This window comes from Flavobacteriales bacterium, from assembly GCA_016713875.1.
Taxonomy (GTDB): domain Bacteria; phylum Bacteroidota; class Bacteroidia; order Flavobacteriales_F; family PHOS-HE28; genus PHOS-HE28.
Map to the genome: position 1 here is coordinate 902,058 of JADJOI010000003.1, position 17,171 is coordinate 919,228.

The window sequence follows — 17,171 nt, forward strand, 5'->3', positions numbered from 1 at the left end:
AGTAGGACGAGCGCCGCAGTGCGCCACGGCGAACGCCGCTCCATGCCTGCGGCCACCAGGAGCAACAGCCCGCCCAGCGCGTAGTTGCGCGAGAGCGCGGCGAACTCGAACACGAAGAAATGGCCGAACACCACGGCGACCCGGACGAGCAGGGGGAAGGGAGCCCGGAAGAGCACGACGGCGACCGTGGTGCTGGCGATCACGCCGTGCAGCACCTGCATGCTCCAGGCGGGAAGGCCGCCCTTGGCCAGCGGGACCAGCAGGGCATACCAGAGCCAGGGATGGCCTTCGTTGCGCATGTTCCATCGCCATTCGGCCCAGGATGCACTGTCCCGCACCAGGCACCAGGCCTGCGCTTCATCCAGCCAGACGGCATGGTGCGCCAAGTTGAAGGCGATGAGCACCGTGGTGGCCGTCCAGATCGATGCTTCGAACCATGGCGAACGGGTGCTGGGGCGTCCACGAGCGGTCGACATCAGAATGGAAAGGTCGGACATCCAGGGCCGTGCCGGGCAGCCAACTAGGCTCCCGCCTGTTCCTATTTTCGCGCCGCAGAACTTGCATCAGATGATCCGTTCCCTCATCCACAGGACCGTTCTCACCCTTGCGATCTGCGCCGGGCCAGTGGCCGTCGCGCAGGAGGTGGCCCTCAGCAGCGCATACCTGGTCGAGCCGGGCAGTCCGTATCCCGTATTCGACGGAGAGAAGCGGTACTTCGCCTTCGGCGATGCGCTCATCGCCGTGAAGAACCGCGGTGCGTTATGGTACCTGCAGCGGTTCGATGTGAACGGGCTCCAGGAGACCGCCTCGCGTGAATACGATGATATGCCCAAGGACATGACGTTCGAGGGCGTGCGCCGGATGGGCGACCACCTGTTCCTGTTCTACTCCACCTGGGTCAAGGACAGGGAATTGGAGCAGTTGCACGTTCGCGAGATCGATGTGGCCACGGCCACGTTCGTGGATCGCGGTAGAATGGTGGTGGAGGTGAAGGGGAAGCTCAGCGGGGATCTGGTGCAGAAGGCGGGCATCTATCGGTACGCCGTCCAGAACAAGTACGCCTTCACCCCCAGCCTCGACCGGAAGTATCTCGGGATCAGTTGGTCCATGAAGCTGGACAAGAAGGAGGCGGAGCCGGCGAAGACCGCACTCCAGTCGTGGCCCATGGTGGTGTTCGACCAGACGATGACCGAGGTCTGGAAAGGCGAAGTGACCATGCCCTGGCCGGACGAGAACGTTTCGGTCATCGATGACATGGTGGACGCCCAGGGACGCCTGCATGTGCTCGCTTCGGTCTTCAACACCGAGAACGGTCGGCAGATCGCGGATACAGGCCGCTTCCTGTTCACCTATGATCATCTTACGAATGACTGGTCCCGGGTGCCCGCACCTTACGACGTGCGGTCCCAGGGGACCAACTTGATCGAAGGCGGTGATGGCTTGTTCCGTGTTGTCGGCTACTACGGGACCGAGGGAGACCCAAGCGTGAAGGGCATCTTCGTCGGGATCATCCGTCCGGGTGAGGGGCTCGTGGATCTCAAGGAGCATGCGATCCCCGATGAGATCCTCAGCATGTACTCCACACCCAAGGAACTGCGCAAACAGACCAGGAAGGAGGAGAATGGGGAGGAGGTCGGATTGAACGATGTGGAACTGGTCGGGAGCTACCATGACGATGATGGCAGCATGCTGCTGATCGGCGAGGAGCGCTACACCACCACACAATGCTTCACGGATTCCAAGGGCCGCACCCGATGCACCGACCGCTACCATGCCGACGATCTGGTCCTCAGCCGGTTGGACCCCAACGGGGAGCTGCGCTGGACCCGCCGGCTCGCAAAGCGCGAGATCAGCGGTGCCCCCATCGGGGGCGCGTACGAGGTCCTGGTCACGGACGGCTCCATCCATGTCCTGCACTATGGCTTCGGGGACAACTTGGACATCCGGCCGGAAGAGCCACCGACCATGAAGGGAGGAAGGTTCCTTGTGGTGGACCGGATCGACAATGCGAGCGGGGAGGTGGTCCGGGAAGCGGTCCTGAACCCGGCGAACGTCTCCGGGATGAAACTGGGCCAGTTCCATATGGACAGGGTGGTGCGGACGAAACGGGACCAAGCCGTGTTCGAGGCCTACATCGGGGGCAAGAAGGACGTGCTCTTCCGTATCGCCCCGACGCAGTGAGCGACCTCCGCCGCCGCGTTCGCACCATCCATGGTCCGATGGATCCGCGAGGGGGCCCCATCGGCGCTTGTTGATCGGAACCTGCCGTCACCGCAGTCCCGACCGGCACTGAGTGCCCAGGCCTCCAGCTCCTCCGGCGGCCCGCAGGCCTGCTGAAGGTGATCCACGATCGGTCCGTGAACCGGGGTCCAGGTCGGCAACGCACCGTTCAGCCGCTCGGAGGGCCAAGGAGGAGGGTGGCTGCATCGCGCGGCAAGAAGGAGCGGACGGCTGGACCCATGTGCGCGACTTGTCCCGCCCAGCGGGATGTTCACGACCTGTCCCGCCTCGCGGGATGGTCACGACTTGTCCCGCCCAGCGGGATGAGCACATGGAGCGGCAGGTAGCGGATGGATCGCATGGTCACCTGACCTACCCCCCCGCCTTCTTGGCCTTGTACCCCTTCTCCGTCAGGTAGGCCAGCACCTTGTCGCGGTGGTCGCCTTGCAGCAGGATCACGCCGTCCTTGGTGTTGCCGCCCACGCCGCATTTGCTCTTGAGCGTGCGGCCGAGGTCATCGAGGTCGCCGGGCTTGCCCACGAAGCCCACGATCCGCGTCACCACCTTGTTGCCCCCCAGGCGGTCCAGGTGGATGCGGAGGTCCTGCTGCTGCGGTGGCAGGGTGGCAGGCTCGCGTTCGGTGCTGAGGCCCTTGTTGGTGCTGTACACCAGGCCACCGAGGTCGGAGAGGGTGTGGCGTTTCTTCATACCGTGCAAAGATCCACCACAGAGGCACAGAGCGCACAGAGGGTGTGTTGAAGAACGTCGACCTCAATTGTGTTTTCTCTGTGTCCTCTGTGACTCTGTGGTGAAGCACTCACTTCCACCACGTAATGAGGGGCCTTGTCATCTCCAGCCCGAACCTCCGCGCTTCTTCCAGCTTGAACGGCCCGTGCATCTTCAGGTAGAGGTCGAAGGTGATGGGCCCTTCCTGGTCGGCTTTGAAGTTGGTGTGCCAGGTGTTGTTGAGGGCGTAGAGGTAGAGGGTGCTGCTGCTCTTCGCCTCGGTCTTCCACGCCTTGTACAGCTCCGGGTTCGTGCCTTTGCCAGGGTTCACCTTGCGTTCGTCCACCATGTCGCCGACCTCCCAGATCGCGCCTTGCGGGCATACGATGGTGACGCCCATGCTGTCGTTGCTCACATCGATCCAACGCTGTGCGCAGAAGAAGTCGTTGTTGCTGCCGGGGATGCGGCCGCTCTCGGGCGTCACGCAGGTATCACCGATACCGATGCGCACGATGGCGTTGGGGATGTTGAAGGGGAGGGCGAGGTGGCTCGAGTGCTTCGAACGGCTAGGGTTAGGGTCGATCTTGTAGTGAACATGCTGGTATGCTTCGTCCATTTCATCCTCTACCAACCCTCCAGCATCCTGTCTTCGAACCATCGTCGGATCCAATCCTTCGACGAAATACCAGTCAAACTCAGGCGGTAAAGCATCGATTGAATATCCAGTCATCGCCGCTGGCTTCACTCCACTCCGCTTTTCGAGCTCCATAAGATACCATCCCGCACTATCCGCGAACGCCTTCTTCACCCTCCATTGGTCCTTGGTGAAGTGCGCATCCGGATCGCTGATGCTGCACCACGCGCCCCAGGTGTGCTCGTGCCACATCACGATGCTGCGCTTGGCGCGGTAGAGCAGGTGCGGGTCGATGGGTTTGTCGAGGAGCTTCGCCGCTTCGATCAGGTTGCTGAGCCGCGCGCTGAGCACGCGCACATCGCCTTCCTCCTTCGCCGTGCTGTAGGCGCCATCCTCCCAATAGGGCGTGAAGTCACCGCTCCAGGTGGGGATCTGCTTCCCGTGCTTCTCTTCGAACTCTTGCAACATCGTGCCCGCATTGGCGAAGATCAGGCGCGGTGAGATGTACTTCTCGTTCCAGTCGCGCACGAAATCGCTGAGGGTACTGTCCACCGGACCGTTGTCGCTCACGATGTTGTAGCGCCACTGCACCATCTCGTAGGGATAGCCCTTCGCGGCGAGCTCGTCCATGTAGGCAGCGATCTTCCGCGTGCCGCGCTCCTTGATCGCCCCGGCGGTGTACCCGTGCCAGCCGCCGTAGCCCTGGCCGGCCGTCCACACGAGGATGCTGTCCCTGCCGGTGGTGCCCTTCCACCAGTAGGGCTTGTCGCCTTGTTCGCGCAGGGTGCTGCCGATGCGGTCGCCGCCGTCGGGCATGTCGGGGATGTAGTTCGGTCCCTGGCTCAGGTGGCGGATGCCGTGCGCGGCGTAGGCGTCCACCATGCTCCAGCTCATGCCGGGCACGTCGGTCTGCATCGCCATGGTGATGGGGAGGTCGTACCAAGCACGCAGCGAATCGGCGTACTCCACGATCCAGTGCATCTCTTCCGGGGTGCAAAGTCCGGTCATCAGGTTGGCGTAGTTCGCGCTGAGGGCGATGCTGCCCGACTTCACCGCCGCGATGAAACGTTGCTTGTCCTGCTCGCTGGCGATGCCCAGGAAATTCTCCACGGCCCAGAGGCTCTCCACGTTCCACACGAAGCGGCTGTCTTCGGGATAGTCCTTCGTGCGGTCGATCAGCTCCAGCGCCTTCCAGATGTTGTTGTTCTGGATCTTCTCCACCTCAGCCTGCAGGTGGCTGTAGCCAATGTCGGTGTGGCTGTGATGGACCAAATACACATTGCGATGGATGACAGGCTTTGTTTCGATAGTTGCGTCTATGAGAAGGCGCCCATCGATCCAAGCGCGAACCGACATACGCCCGGGACTACGCACCAATGTGATCGGCGTTTCGATGGTTTGAAGTCCATTCCTGATTTCGAATGTGCGCTCATGGAACGGACCCTCAACCTTCAGCTTCGACGGTCCCCCGAAGTGCATCACCGTAAGCTGTAACGGTTGTGTCTCCTTATCCGCGGCGCCATAGATGAACGGCAACACTTCCACCTCCACCTTCTCCTCGAACGTGTACCGGAAGGTCATGAACCAATCCGGACTGTCCTGCGCGTGGCCCACCACTTTCAATTTCACTGGCTCACCAAGCGTGATGTACTTCCTAGGTACTCGCAGATGCGCGAAGCCGTGCGCATCGCCGTGGCGGTCCGCCTTGATGAACTCGAAGAGGAGCTTGGTACTGTCCGCACCGGCTGCCGACCATGTGCCCGGCTTGGTGCTGTGGTGCGTGGTGAAGGTGAGCGCCTTCGCATCGTTGATGTAGAGGTCGAAGCTCCGGTCCCCACCGCTGGTGGTGCTGTTGTGCGCCGCGATCCAGCTGAAGTAGTAGTAGGGGACCGATTCGCGTTCCGAGAGCGGTGTCGCAGCCGTTTCCCACGCGATGGCCTTCTTCCCATCCGTGCAACGCGTGAGCAACGCCGTGGTGGCATGCTCGGGGTACACGCTGAAGTAGGAGAGGACCTCGCCCTCCCCGTCCTTCGCGTAGCCGTTGATCACCTGCTGCTTGCCGAAGACGGGCAGGTTGACCTGGGCGTGGAGCAGGGCGGGCAGCAGGCTGAAGGCGAGGGCGGCGTGCATGCGGGTGGTCGTGATCAACCGTTCGGCACCTCGGCCCGGGCGCTGGCGCGGGTGGGCACCAGGAAGCGCAGGGGGTGGCGCCGGGCATGCCGGCCGATGGCCAGCAGGATGGCGGACAGGTCGCGGTAGGGGATGGCGCGGCTGCGCATGGCCAGGGAGAGGCTGAGGCCGAAGCTCACCGCGAAGTTGACGAAGCCGATGAGGCCGATGCCCGCCACGCTCCACATCAGCACCCACGGGCCGAGCTGCCACCCGGAGCCGAACAGGCCGATGGCCAGGTTGCCGGCCGCGAAGGTGATGTGGCGGATGTCCAGCGGAAGGCCAAGGAACAGGCCGATGGCGGCGGTGCTGCCCATGAAGACGCCGAACCACAGGTTGCTGGCGATGCCCGCCCATCGGCGCGCGTACAGGTCGGCCAGGCGGCGGGCGCCCCGGGTGCCCACGGTCCGCTTCAGCCACGGGTGCTCGGCGATGCGCTCGGGGATCCGCTCGTGGCGGGTGGTGTTGGCCACGCTGCCGGCGATGAGGCCCGACAGGAAGAGGAAGACCCCGGCGATGGCGGCATGGGGGAGCGCCAGGGACGTGAGCGGGTTCAATTCGCTCACCAGCTTCAGCCAGATGTGGCCGCCGACGTTGAAGCCGGTGAGGGCGTGGAGGCCGGCCACCAGCCCCAGCGCCACGGGGAAGGCCAGCAGCACGTTGCCCATGAAGGCCACGAACTGCGAACGGAACAGGCGGGCGAAGAGCTCGGCGAAGGCCGCATAGTCACCACCCCGGTCCTCCTTGAGGCTGCGCACCAGCGTGGCGGCGGTCATCGCGGGCTGCTTGGTGGCCAGGGTGGCGCCAGCGAGGTAGATGAGGATGAAGCCTGCGGCGTAGTTGAGGCTGGCGAGCAGCGCCTTGACGAACAGCGGCGGGTGCAGCAGGCCGAGCATCACCTTCACGATGCACATGAAGGCCACGATGGCCCCGCCGCCTGCGGCGCTCAGGAACATGTGCCGGTACTCGGCGGCCGTGGACGTGATGTAGTGCTCGCCGGTGCGGCCCGTGTGCTGGGTGATCTCGAAGGACACCTGCTGGGTGCTGTCGGCCAGCAGGTCGCGGATGTTGTTGCGGCCGCCGTTGATCACCGCCAGGGTCCGTGCGAGGGCCACGGTGCGGTCCTCCGCATCGGCCTCCGGTGCCACGGCCGCCAGGTGGAGCAGCACGCGCATGCGCTCCAGCTGCTGCCGCATGCGCAGCAGGCTCTGGTTCACCCGCAGGCTGATGCCCTGGGTGGCGCTGTTGGCGAAGGCCTGGTCGATGGTGGCCATGCACTGGCCCAGCAGCACCAGCAGGTGCCGGTGGTCCAGGTCGTCCGTGCGGATGAGCTGCCGGTCGCGGTGCACCCGCTGCTGCAGGTCGTCCAGCTCACGCTGCAGGGCGAGGAAGGGGTTCTCGTAGCGGTCCAGGTCGGGCACCATGCGCAGCAGCTCGGGTTCCATGGCGCGGCCGGTGACCCGATGGCCCAGCACCACGGCCGCCTGCAGCACCTCGGCATAGGCCCCGTCGTCGCCGCCGTCCGCGCGGAAGGCCCGCCCGCCGAGCAGCCGGAACAGGGTGCGCGCATCGTCATCCGGGATGCGCGACAGCCAGCGGTCGTCGCCGCGCTGGTAGAAGAGCTGCACGAGCAGCCGTTGGATGGAGCCCTCCTCGGGCAGTTCGGGCAGCAGTTTCTTGCGCACGCGGCGCAACACCTCGCCGAAGAGGTCGCTGTGGGCCAGGATGCCCGGGTCGGTGAGGGCGCCGCGCAGGCTGCGGCCCTCCACCTGCGCGCGCAGGCAGGCGGCCAATGCGGCCCGGTGCGCAGGCATCTGCTCCAATAGCTCGATCAGGGCGGTGAGCGGCACGGGAGCCTCCGGTCGCCGCGGACGATGGCGGCGCAGGGCGTTCACCAGGTCCACCAAGGGGCGCAGCGGGTCCGACGCTTCGCGCCAACCGTCGGGCGCATCGAAGTGGTGCCGGAGCACGGCCTCCAGTGCGGCTTGCAGGGTGGGGGAGACGGCGGAGGGCGCGTGCACGGGTCGCGCCAAGATAGCCGCCGCTCAGCGCCCGAAGCGGTAGGCCAGCCCCAGGTTGGCCACCAGGCTGCGGGTGAGTCCGTCGGGCCGCACCGTGCGGGTCACCAGCGGCGAACCATAGCTCAGCTCCAGCGCCCAGCGATCGCTCAGGCGCCAGCGGGCATCCACCGTCACGTTCAGCGTGAGGCCCTCGGAACCGGGAACACCCTCTTCCACGGCGGCCAGCAGGTCATGGGTGAGCGTGGTATCGGTCGGTGTGGCCAGCCGACGGTCCTGCCCCAGGTGGACGATCGCGAGCAGGCCAGGCTGCACCGTCACGCGACCGATGGGCACGGCATATTGCAGGCGCACCACCGCATCGCTCGCCCGTTGGAGGAAGGCGCTCTCGAAATAGCCCGCGGCGCGCATGTCGTCCATCCAGACCTCGTGCGAGAACCGGTTCTCGTTGTGGTGGACGAGCACCTGCTGGTAGGCCATCGCCACGGTCCACCGGTCGTGCCGGTAGTGGATGCCGGCCAGCAGGTCGGTGGTGCCCAGGCTGGTCTGGTAGGGCATGGGCAGCGGTTTGCCGTCGTCGGTGGTCGCGTCGGCCTGGTTGCTGGGGGCCTTCACGCCCAGGAGGACATCCAGCCGTCGGGCCCCTCTCCACCGGATCTTTCGACCATCCATCAGGACCGGATCGCGGCGCCAGGCGGCGTAGCTGAGGGTCGCCACCGGGTCGCCGACGCCGCTGACGGAGCCGAGCTCACCGCTGGCCTGTTGGAAGGGCAGGCGCACGTGAAGGCCGAGCCGGCGGGTGAGGCCCAGGCTCAGCTCGGCCACCTCCTGGATCACCGTGGTGCCCTGCTCGCCCACCGCGTAGCTGAAGGTAAGGCGCAGGAGGTGGCGGGGCTCGTTGGTCACGGCCGCGCTGTCGCCCAGCAGCAACGGGGGTTCGCCGAGCGGACCTGCCGTGCACACGCCGGCATCGCTGCACCCTTGGGCGTAAGCGCGATGCATGGTGAACAGCAGGACGGGGGTGAGCAGGAGCGCGCGTTTCATGGGGTGAAGCTAACGCCGGACCCGGGGCCCTATTGTCGGCTCGCCGACAACGGGGCGACGGCCCTTGGCTGGCTACTTTCGCGGTCCCAACGACACGCAACCCATGCCCGGCACCGAACTTTTCGGCGAAGAGGAGAAGAAGGAAGTGATGGACGTCCTGAACACCGGCGTCCTGTTCCGCTACAACCACGATGCCCAGCGCAAGGGCATCTGGAAGGCGAAGGACTTCGAGGCCGAGATCGCGAAGTTCACCGGCGCGAAGCACGCGCTGGCGGTGAGCAGCGGCAGCACGGCGGTGAGCAGCATGCTCGCGGCCTGCGGCGTAGGTTACGGTGATCATGTGATCGTGCCGCCCTTCACCTTCGTGGCCACCATCGAGGCGGTGCTGCTGGCCGGCGCCATCCCCGTGTTCGCCGAGATCGACGAGACGCTCTGCCTCAGCGCCGAGGGCATCCGCAACGCCTGCACGCCACAGACCAAGGCCGTGCTGCTCGTGCACATGTGCGGCGCCGCGGCCGACATCGACGGCATCCTCGCTGTCTGCAACGAGAAAGGCATCATGCTCATCGAGGACACTGCCCAGGCGCTCGGCGCCACGTACAAGGGCAAGCACCTCGGCCTCTTCGGCAAGATGGGCAGCTTCAGCTTCGACTTCTTCAAGATCGCCACCTGCGGCGAAGGCGGCGTCATCATCAGCAACGATGAGCAACTGCTGAAGACCGCCGAGTACATGAGCGACCACGGCCACAACCACGAGGGCGACAATCGTGGCATGGAGCAGCACCCCATCATGGGCACCAACTTCCGCATCGGTGAGATCAACGCCGCCATCGGCCTGGCCCAGACGCGCAAACTGCCCATGATGGTGGCGAAGCAGCGCGCGAACAAAGCCGTCATCCAGGCGCGACTTTGGAAGATCCCTGGTCTATCCTTCCGCAAGCAATGCGACGATGCGGGCGACAGCGCCACCTTCTTCCACCTGCTGCTTCCCACGGCCGATGCGGCCTTCGCGCTGCACAAGGAACTCGGCGGGCAAGGCATCGGCACCATGTACTGGTTCAACAACATGTACCACTACATCAAGCAGTGGGACCATGTGAAGAACCTGAGCATGCCCTACAAGCTGGTGGCCCACGAGCTCGGTCTGCCGCAGGACCTCAAGACCATGACCTTTCCCAAGAGCGACGCCGTCATCAGCCGCTTGGTGAGCTTCAACATCCGCGTGACGTGGACCGTGGAGGAGTTGGATGCGTTGCTGGGGAAGATGGAGGGAGCAGTGCGGAAGGCGATGGAGTCCGCCTACGCTTAGGCTTCGGCGGATGATAGGGGTGGTGGTGTATACGCTTGAATAACGCTGAGATGAAGGTCTGGCGTATCGCAGCATGGGCAGGTGCGGCTGCGGTCCTTTTGACCGCTATTGCCTGGCTTGCTCTGCGCTTCGCCATACAGAGTGAGCGCGATCGCATCTACAGGACGGCTTGGATAACTACACACTTTGTGGAGCCCTTCGACAGTTTGGAATGTGTCAACTTCAGCTTTGGTGGGGAAGTTCACAACTACTCTGTCGAACAACTGTTGGACACCACCGGGGAGAACATGCTCATAGAGGACAAGCCGATGCCATTTCCAGTTCGGTTGACTTATCGTTTCATCGGCGGCCGCACTCGGGAGCTGGTCGCGGACAGCTTCGATTGCAGCAGGTGTTCAGGTGCCCATGAGTATGTGCTCTGGCGCCATTCAGTGAGCTACCGGTACCACCCTTGAACGATCGGATCCGAGTCGGCTGCACCGGTACTTTGAGGACACTACATGTCGCTACCTGCTCCCCTCCCTCACGCGGGCTTCTGAGCGCATCCAGTACAACCGCTCACTGAACCTGCCTGCTGCAGGCAGGGCCGCCTTCCTGCTCAAAGGTCTTGACCTTGCTGTTCAATTGGCGGTTCAGCAGCACGATCGCGGTGGCCGTGCGTGCAGGGGCGGTAGGAATGAGCACCGGCTGCGACCCCTTCGGGGTCGGAACCGGACCGGATGGATCATTCAACATGCTGCGACCCCTTCGGGGTCGAATACACGCATGCTGAACGCATGCTACAAGCTGTGCCCCTTCAGGGTCAAATGCCATTCGACTGGTTCGTGCAGCATGCTGCGACCCCTTCAAGGTCGTGTGGTCTGGGGCGTTCCTTGCTATGCGCTGCGACCCCTCCGGGGTCGAATACACGCATGCTGGTCGCATGCTACAAGCTGTGCCCCTTAAGGGTCAAATGCCAAACGGCTGGATCGTGCAGCATGCTGCGGTTCCTTCAGGGTCGTGTGGTCTGGGTGTTCCTTGCTATACGCTGCGACCCCTCCGGGGTAGAATACACGCATGCTGGTCGCATGCGACAAGCTGTGACCCCTTCGGGGTCAAATGCCATTCGACTGGTTCGTGCAGCATGCTGCGACCCCTTCAAGGTCGTGTGGTCTGGGGCGTTCCTTGCTATACGCTGCGACCCCTCCGGGGTAGAATACACGCATGCTGGTCGCATGCGACAAGCTGTGACCCCTTCGGGGTCAAATGCCATTCGACTGGTTCGTGCAGCATGCTGCGACCCCTTCAGGGTCGTGTGGTCTGGGGTGTTCCTTGCTATGCGCTGCGACCCCTCCGTGGTCGAATACACGCATGCTGGTCGCATGCTACAAGCTGTGCCCCTTCAGGGTCAAATGCCATTCGACTGGTTCGTGCAGCATGCTGCGATCCCTTCAGGGTCGTGTGGTCTGGGGTGTTCCTTGCTATGCGCTGCGACCCCTCCGTGGTCGAATACACGCATGCTGGTCGCATGCTACAAGCTGTGCCCCTTCAGGGTCAAATGCCATTCGACTGGTTCGTGCAGCATGCTGCGACCCCTTCAAGGTCGTGTGGTCTGGGGCGTTCCTTGCTATGCGCTGCGACCCCTCCGTGGTCGAATACACGCATGCTGGTCGCATGCTACAAGCTGTGACCCCTTCAGGGTCAAATGCCATTCGACTGGTTCGTGCAGCATGCTGCGACCCCTTCAGGGTCGTGTGGTCTGGGGTGTTCCTTGCAATGCGCTGCGACCCCTCCGTGGTCGAATACACGCATGCTGGTCGCATGCGACAAGCTGTGACCCCTTCGGGGTCAAATGCCATTCGACTGGTTCGTGCAGCATGCTGCGACCCCTTCAGGGTCGTGTGGTCTGGGGTGTTCCTTGCTATGCGCTGCGACCCCTCCGGGGTCGAATACACGCATGCTGGTCGCATGCGACAAGCTGTGACCCCTTCGGGGTCAAATGCCATTCGACTGGTTCGTGCAGCATGCTGCGATCCCTTCAGGGTCGTGTGGTCTGGGGTGTTCCTTGCTATGCGCTGCGACCCCTCCGGAGTAGAATACACGCATGCTGAACGCATGCTACAAGCTGTGACCCCTTCGGGGTCAAACGCCATTCGACTGGTTCGTGCAGCATGCTGCGATCCCTTCAGGGTCGTGTGGTCTGGGGTGTTCCTTGCAATGCGCTGCGACCCCTCCGGAGTAGAATACACGCATGCTGGTCGCATGCGACAAGCTGTGCCCCTTAAGGGTCAAATGCCAAACGGCTGGATCGTGCAGCATGCTGCGACCCCTTCAGGGTCGTGTGGTCTGGGGTGTTCCTTGCTATGCGCTGCGACCACTCCGGGGTCGAATACACGCATGCTGAACGCATGCTACAAGCTGTGACCCCTTCGGGGTCAAACGCCATTCGACTGGTTCGTGCAGCATGCTGCGATCCCTTCAGGGTCGTGTGGTCTGGGGTGTTCCTTGCAATGCGCTGCGACCCCTCCGGAGTAGAATACACGCATGCTGAACGCATGCTACAAGCTGTGACCCCTTCGGGGTCAAACGCCATTCGACTGGTTCGTGCAGCATGCTGCGATCCCTTCAGGGTCGTGTGGTCTGGGGTGTTCCTTGCAATGCGCTGCGACCCCTCCGGAGTAGAATACACGCATGCTGGTCGCATGCGACAAGCTGTGCCCCTTAAGGGTCAAATGCCAAACGGCTGGATCGTGCAGCATGCTGCGACCCCTTCAGGGTCGTGTGGTCTGGGGTGTTCCTTGCAATGCGCTGCGACCCCTCCGTGGTCGAATACACGCATGCTGGTCGCATGCTACAAGCTGTGACCTCTTCGGGGTCAAATGCCATTCGACTGGTTCGTGCAGCATGCTGCGACCCCTTCAGGGTCGTGTGGTCTGGGGTGTTCCTTGCAATGCGCTGCGACCCCTCCGTGGTCGAATACGCCATCGGAACCGATGCGCACGAATGACCCCGAAGGGGTCACAGCATGTAGCCCGTAGGGCGTTGTCACGTCGCGGGTATTTCGACCCCGAAGGGGTCGCAGCCGGTGTTCCCTACGGCAGATAGTTCGGATCGAATTCCACGCCCGCCTCGTTCAGCATGTGGATCAGTTCTTCACGGAAGGACGTGTGCCGATGATGGTCCTCCTGCCCAGCGATGTAGGACTTGATCGCATCCCGTTCGCGCCAACCGACGGAGAACACACCATAGCCTTCCTGCCACTGAAAGGTCTTCTCTCGTGTGTTCTGCCGCACCCATTCGGTGGATGCCTTCTTCAGTTCGCGCACCACATCAGCGATCACCTGCGTCGGCTTCAGGTCGATGAGCAGATGCACATGGTCATTCCATCCACCAACTCCATGCGGCACACCACGCAGTCCGCGAATGGTTCCGCCCATGTACTCCCATAGCTGTGGTCGCCAGGACTTGTCCAGGCAGGCCACCCTGTTCTTGGTGCCGATCACGATGTGAAAGTGCAGCTTGAAATAGGTGGACATCTCTGCTGGTATTGGTGCTTGGTGAATGTAAAACACCGGCTGCGACCCCTCCGGGGTCGTGTGTCTGCCGGCTCAGGACATGAACACCCACATCCCCCCCGCGCACAGCAGGAAGTAGGGCACCAGGCTCGCCGCCCCCGCATAGTCCTTCGCCACGCGCTGGCCGAAGAAGAGCATGGTGATCGCCAGGGCGCCCAACAGGCAGCCCCAAGCCCCGAGGGTGGCATCCCCATGGAAGGCCACCTGCACAAGACCGATCGCCGCACAGGACCCGGCGGACAGCTCCACCGCCGTGATCACCGGCAGCAGCAGCGGCACGGAGTCCTTCAACGGCGACTTCGCGAAGTGCCCCGTGAGCCACTCCAGGTTGCCCTTCCAGTTCAAGGCCTTGTCCAGCCCCGATTGCAGGAAGAGGATGGCCACCATAGCGGCGAAGGCCATGCGCAACAGGTCGATCCCGGTGTAGCCGAGAAGCAGGTCTGTACCCATGGGTGTGAAGATGGGGGTTCTCCGGCTTCCTCCGGCTGCGTTCCTTTGCACGATGCAACTGTTCCGCAACTTCAAGTCCGTCACCAAGACCTGCTACGGCCGCGGCAGCTTCGGCAAGCTGGGCGAGATCCTGGATCCGCACCGCAGCACCGGCAAGGGCTACATGGTCTTCCTCGTCGACCACTACTTCGAGGGCAAGGCCGACTTCCTGGCGCGCATCCCCAAGCAGGCGCAGGACGAGCAGATCTTCTGCAGCACCAAGAAGGAGCCCAGCACGGAGCAGATCGACAGGCTGCGCGACGACATCCTCACGCGCCGCGGCCTGCCCGCGGGCCTGGTCGGCATCGGTGGTGGCAACGTGATGTACGTGGCGAAGGCGCTCAGCCTCATGTTCACCAACGAGGGCAGCAGCGTGCAGTACCAAGGGCTCAACCTGATCAAGAAGCCCGGTATCTACCATTGCGGTGTGCCCACGATCAGCGGTACGGGCGCGGAGGTGAGCATGACGGCCGTGCTCACCGGACCCGTGAAGAAGCTCGGCCTCAAGTGCGATTGGACGGTCTTCGACCAGATCGTGCTCGACCCGGACCTCATCGCCACGGTGCCCACCGACCAGTGGTTCTACACCGGCATGGACACCTACATCCACAGCGTGGAGGCCATCACCGGCACCAAGAAGAACACCTTCGCCGAGGCCTACAGCGAGAAGGCGCTCGACCTATGCCGCGAAGTGTACCTGAAGCGCGACCGCAGCGACCCCAAGAGCGACGAGCTGCTGATGGTGGCCAGCTACATGGGCGGCCTCAGCCTCACCTACAGCGAGGTGGGCGTGTGCCACGCACTGAGCTACGGCCTGGGCAAGGTGCTGGAGATGCACCACTGCTTCGCGAACTGCGTGGCCTTCAACCAGCTGGAGGACGTGTACGGAGAGTACGTGCACGAGTTCAAGCACATGGTGAAGGAGCGCGGCGTGAACCTGCCCGCCAACCTGAGCAGGGACTGGGACGAGACCACCCTCGACGCCATGGCCGAAGTGGCCTACAACCTGCCGCACATGTGGGACCACGCCTTCGGCCCCGACTGGATGCAGGTGCTGGACCGTGAGCGGATCAAGGGGTGGTATCGGAGGATGTGATCACTTCAGGAATTCCCCATCCACCGCGATCATCTTCATCGGCCCGTTCGTCCGCGAACGGTGCGAACTGAGCCCATCGCTCACGTGGTAGGACATCCCGGCCTTCAGGACGTTCACGCGGCCGTCCTCGTGTTCGTTGATTCCCCGGCCTGTGAGCCGGGGTCGCCCTCCAGCACGAAGACCAAGTGACCGAGCGGGCACCAATGATCGGCGAGGTAACCGGCGGAGTATTCCAGCATGCGGATGCGGAGCCCGTCGTGCTGCACAGTGCGCAGGGTGGCCGTGCCGTTGGTACCGTTCACGGTGGTGATCGGCAGCTGCGACCAGTCGATGGTCTCGAAGGGGATCTTCATCCTTGTGCAATGGGTTCGGCGAGGGCCAGCACATGGCCATCGGGGTCGGCGAAGTAGGCCACGCGGTGCCCCCAGTCATGGTCCTTCGCCGCCGCAACGACAGTGGCGGACGCCAGGTGGGCACGTTCGATGGCTGGACCCAGGGCCTCCAGCAATAGGTAAAGCTCACAGCGCGGGAGGCCGGTCCCTTCACCGGGATGTGGCAGGGCAGGCGTGATGATCCGCGCGATGCCGTCCTCCGGCATCAGGCCCAGCTTGCAATGGCCGAGGTCGAACTCCGTCATGCCCGGCACATCGAGCACCGGTTCAGCGCCCAGCAGGGTGCGGTAGAAGTCGCGGCTGACGGCCTGCGAGCGGACGTATAGGATGAAGAGCACGTGCATCACCTCAAAGATGGCGATCATCCCCATCTTCGGTGCAACGATGCATCACCTGCTGCACCTGATCTTCGAGCTGGCCGCCTTCGCGGTGGGCTACGCCTACTTCCAACGGCTGCGCGCAGGGCAGGGCGATCCGATCCCCGAGCCGAAGCGCGTGTGGATCATCATCGGTGCGGCGGCCGGTGCCTTGCTGGGTTCACGCCTCCTCGGTGCCCTGGAGGATCCCGCCAAGCTGGCGGCCGATGGGTGGTCGCTCTTCATCGCCTTCAACAACCGCACGATCGTGGGCGGGCTGCTCGGCGGACTGGTGGGGGTGGAGCTCACCAAGAAGGCCATCGGCGTGCGCACCAGCAGCGGCGACCTCTTCACCTACCCGTTGATCCTGGGCATGGTGATCGGCCGCGTGGGCTGCCTGCTCGGCGGGCTGGAGGACAACACCTACGGCGTAGCCACCGACCTGCCCTGGGGCATCGATCTGGGCGATGGCGTGCGCCGGCACCCCACCAACCTGTACGAGATCCTGTGGCTCGGCGCGCTGTGGCTCGGGCTTCGCGCCATCGAACGGCGCTGGACCCTGGCGAACGGCGCGCGCTTCAAGCTCTTCATGGTCGGCTACCTGGCCTTCCGCCTCGCCATCGAACCCATCAAGCCGCAGCCCATCCTCGCCCTCGGCCTTTCCACCATTCAGTGGGCCAGCGTGGCCGGTCTGCTGTATTACTTCCGGGTGTGGATGCAACCGCGGACGCTCTTTATTTCAACCACAGATGGACACAGATGAACACAGATGAACACGGATAGGGGAGGCGAAGGCGCGTACCTGTTCGCCAGCGAAACGGAGGAGATCATCGGGTGCGCCATGGAGGTGCTGAACGTACTGGGGCATGGGCTCCTGGAGAAACCCTATGAGAATGCCCTTGCGGTGGAGTTCCGGCTCCGGGGCATTTCATTCGAGCAGCAGCCGGCGTTCGACGTGATCTACAAGAACGAGCAGGTTGGTTTGTACGTTCCTGATCTCATCGTTCGCGGCGGGGTGGTGGTGGACGCCAAGACCATCGACCGGATCACCGACCATGAGCTCGGCCAGATGCTCAACTACCTGCGCATCACCGGCCATCGTGTCGGACTGATCCTGAACTTCAAGCGCGCCAAGCTCGAATGGAAACGTGTCATCCTCTGACC

General features: G+C 63.6%; 13 protein-coding genes and 1 pseudogene. 6 read left to right on the forward strand and 8 right to left on the reverse strand.

Going from position 1 to position 17,171, the window contains the following annotated elements:
- Nucleotides 1–567: 567 nt before the first annotated feature.
- Nucleotides 568–2,181 (forward strand): hypothetical protein, encoded by a 1,614-nt coding sequence (locus IPJ87_05275; protein ID MBK7941272.1) that lies wholly within the window; start codon nucleotides 568–570, stop codon nucleotides 2,179–2,181.
- A gap of 411 nt (nucleotides 2,182–2,592) precedes the next feature.
- Here the strand turns inward: IPJ87_05275 and IPJ87_05280 are convergent, their stop codons facing one another.
- The 4 genes from IPJ87_05280 to IPJ87_05295 form a co-directional block, all read right to left on the reverse strand.
- The gene (locus IPJ87_05280) at nucleotides 2,593–2,928 is read right to left on the reverse strand and encodes a translation initiation factor (protein ID MBK7941273.1); all 336 of its coding nucleotides are present in this window, start codon (nucleotides 2,926–2,928) and stop codon (nucleotides 2,593–2,595) included.
- A gap of 109 nt (nucleotides 2,929–3,037) precedes the next feature.
- On the reverse strand, nucleotides 3,038–5,710 hold the full coding sequence (locus IPJ87_05285; protein MBK7941274.1) for a hypothetical protein: 2,673 nt from the start codon (nucleotides 5,708–5,710) through the stop codon (nucleotides 3,038–3,040).
- A gap of 14 nt (nucleotides 5,711–5,724) precedes the next feature.
- Nucleotides 5,725–7,770 (reverse strand): recombinase, encoded by a 2,046-nt coding sequence (locus IPJ87_05290; protein ID MBK7941275.1) that lies wholly within the window; start codon nucleotides 7,768–7,770, stop codon nucleotides 5,725–5,727.
- 24 nt (nucleotides 7,771–7,794) lie between these two features.
- Nucleotides 7,795–8,811: a hypothetical protein gene (locus IPJ87_05295; protein ID MBK7941276.1), complete on the reverse strand. Its 1,017-nt coding sequence runs from the start codon at nucleotides 8,809–8,811 to the stop codon at nucleotides 7,795–7,797.
- A 103-nt stretch (nucleotides 8,812–8,914) separates the two neighbouring features.
- Between IPJ87_05295 and IPJ87_05300 the strand changes: the two genes are divergently transcribed.
- Both IPJ87_05300 and IPJ87_05305 read left to right on the forward strand, forming a co-directional pair.
- Nucleotides 8,915–10,120: a DegT/DnrJ/EryC1/StrS family aminotransferase gene (locus IPJ87_05300; GenBank protein MBK7941277.1), complete on the forward strand. Its 1,206-nt coding sequence runs from the start codon at nucleotides 8,915–8,917 to the stop codon at nucleotides 10,118–10,120.
- 50 nt (nucleotides 10,121–10,170) lie between these two features.
- On the forward strand, nucleotides 10,171–10,575 hold the full coding sequence (locus IPJ87_05305; protein ID MBK7941278.1) for a hypothetical protein: 405 nt from the start codon (nucleotides 10,171–10,173) through the stop codon (nucleotides 10,573–10,575).
- A gap of 2,616 nt (nucleotides 10,576–13,191) precedes the next feature.
- Here IPJ87_05305 and tnpA read toward each other — a convergent pair.
- Nucleotides 13,192–13,635 (reverse strand): IS200/IS605 family transposase, encoded by a 444-nt coding sequence (gene tnpA / locus IPJ87_05310; GenBank protein ID MBK7941279.1) that lies wholly within the window; start codon nucleotides 13,633–13,635, stop codon nucleotides 13,192–13,194.
- A gap of 72 nt (nucleotides 13,636–13,707) precedes the next feature.
- Nucleotides 13,708–14,124: a DoxX family protein gene (locus IPJ87_05315; protein MBK7941280.1), complete on the reverse strand. Its 417-nt coding sequence runs from the start codon at nucleotides 14,122–14,124 to the stop codon at nucleotides 13,708–13,710.
- Between the two features lie 52 nt (nucleotides 14,125–14,176).
- Here IPJ87_05315 and IPJ87_05320 point away from each other — a divergent pair, with 52 nt between their 5' ends.
- Nucleotides 14,177–15,259 carry an iron-containing alcohol dehydrogenase gene (locus tag IPJ87_05320; GenBank protein MBK7941281.1) on the forward strand — a complete coding sequence of 361 codons (1,083 nt, stop codon included), beginning with the start codon at nucleotides 14,177–14,179 and terminating at the stop codon, nucleotides 15,257–15,259.
- Here IPJ87_05320 and IPJ87_05325 read toward each other — a convergent pair.
- Together IPJ87_05325 and IPJ87_05330 are read right to left on the reverse strand one after the other, a co-directional pair.
- Nucleotides 15,260–15,612, reverse strand: a pseudogene (locus IPJ87_05325) (DHCW motif cupin fold protein).
- Nucleotides 15,609–15,995 (reverse strand): VOC family protein, encoded by a 387-nt coding sequence (locus IPJ87_05330; protein MBK7941282.1) that lies wholly within the window; start codon nucleotides 15,993–15,995, stop codon nucleotides 15,609–15,611. Before IPJ87_05330 ends, IPJ87_05325 begins: the two are co-directional and overlap by 4 nt.
- 10 nt (nucleotides 15,996–16,005) lie before the next feature.
- On the opposite strand from IPJ87_05330, the gene IPJ87_05335 reads away from it, so the two are divergent.
- Complete coding sequence (locus IPJ87_05335) at nucleotides 16,006–16,770, forward strand: prolipoprotein diacylglyceryl transferase (GenBank protein MBK7941283.1); 765 nt, start codon at nucleotides 16,006–16,008, stop codon at nucleotides 16,768–16,770.
- Between the two features lie 6 nt (nucleotides 16,771–16,776).
- A complete protein-coding gene (locus IPJ87_05340; protein MBK7941284.1) occupies nucleotides 16,777–17,169 on the forward strand; it encodes a GxxExxY protein in 393 nt (130 codons plus the stop codon).
- Nucleotides 17,170–17,171 lie beyond the last annotated feature (2 nt).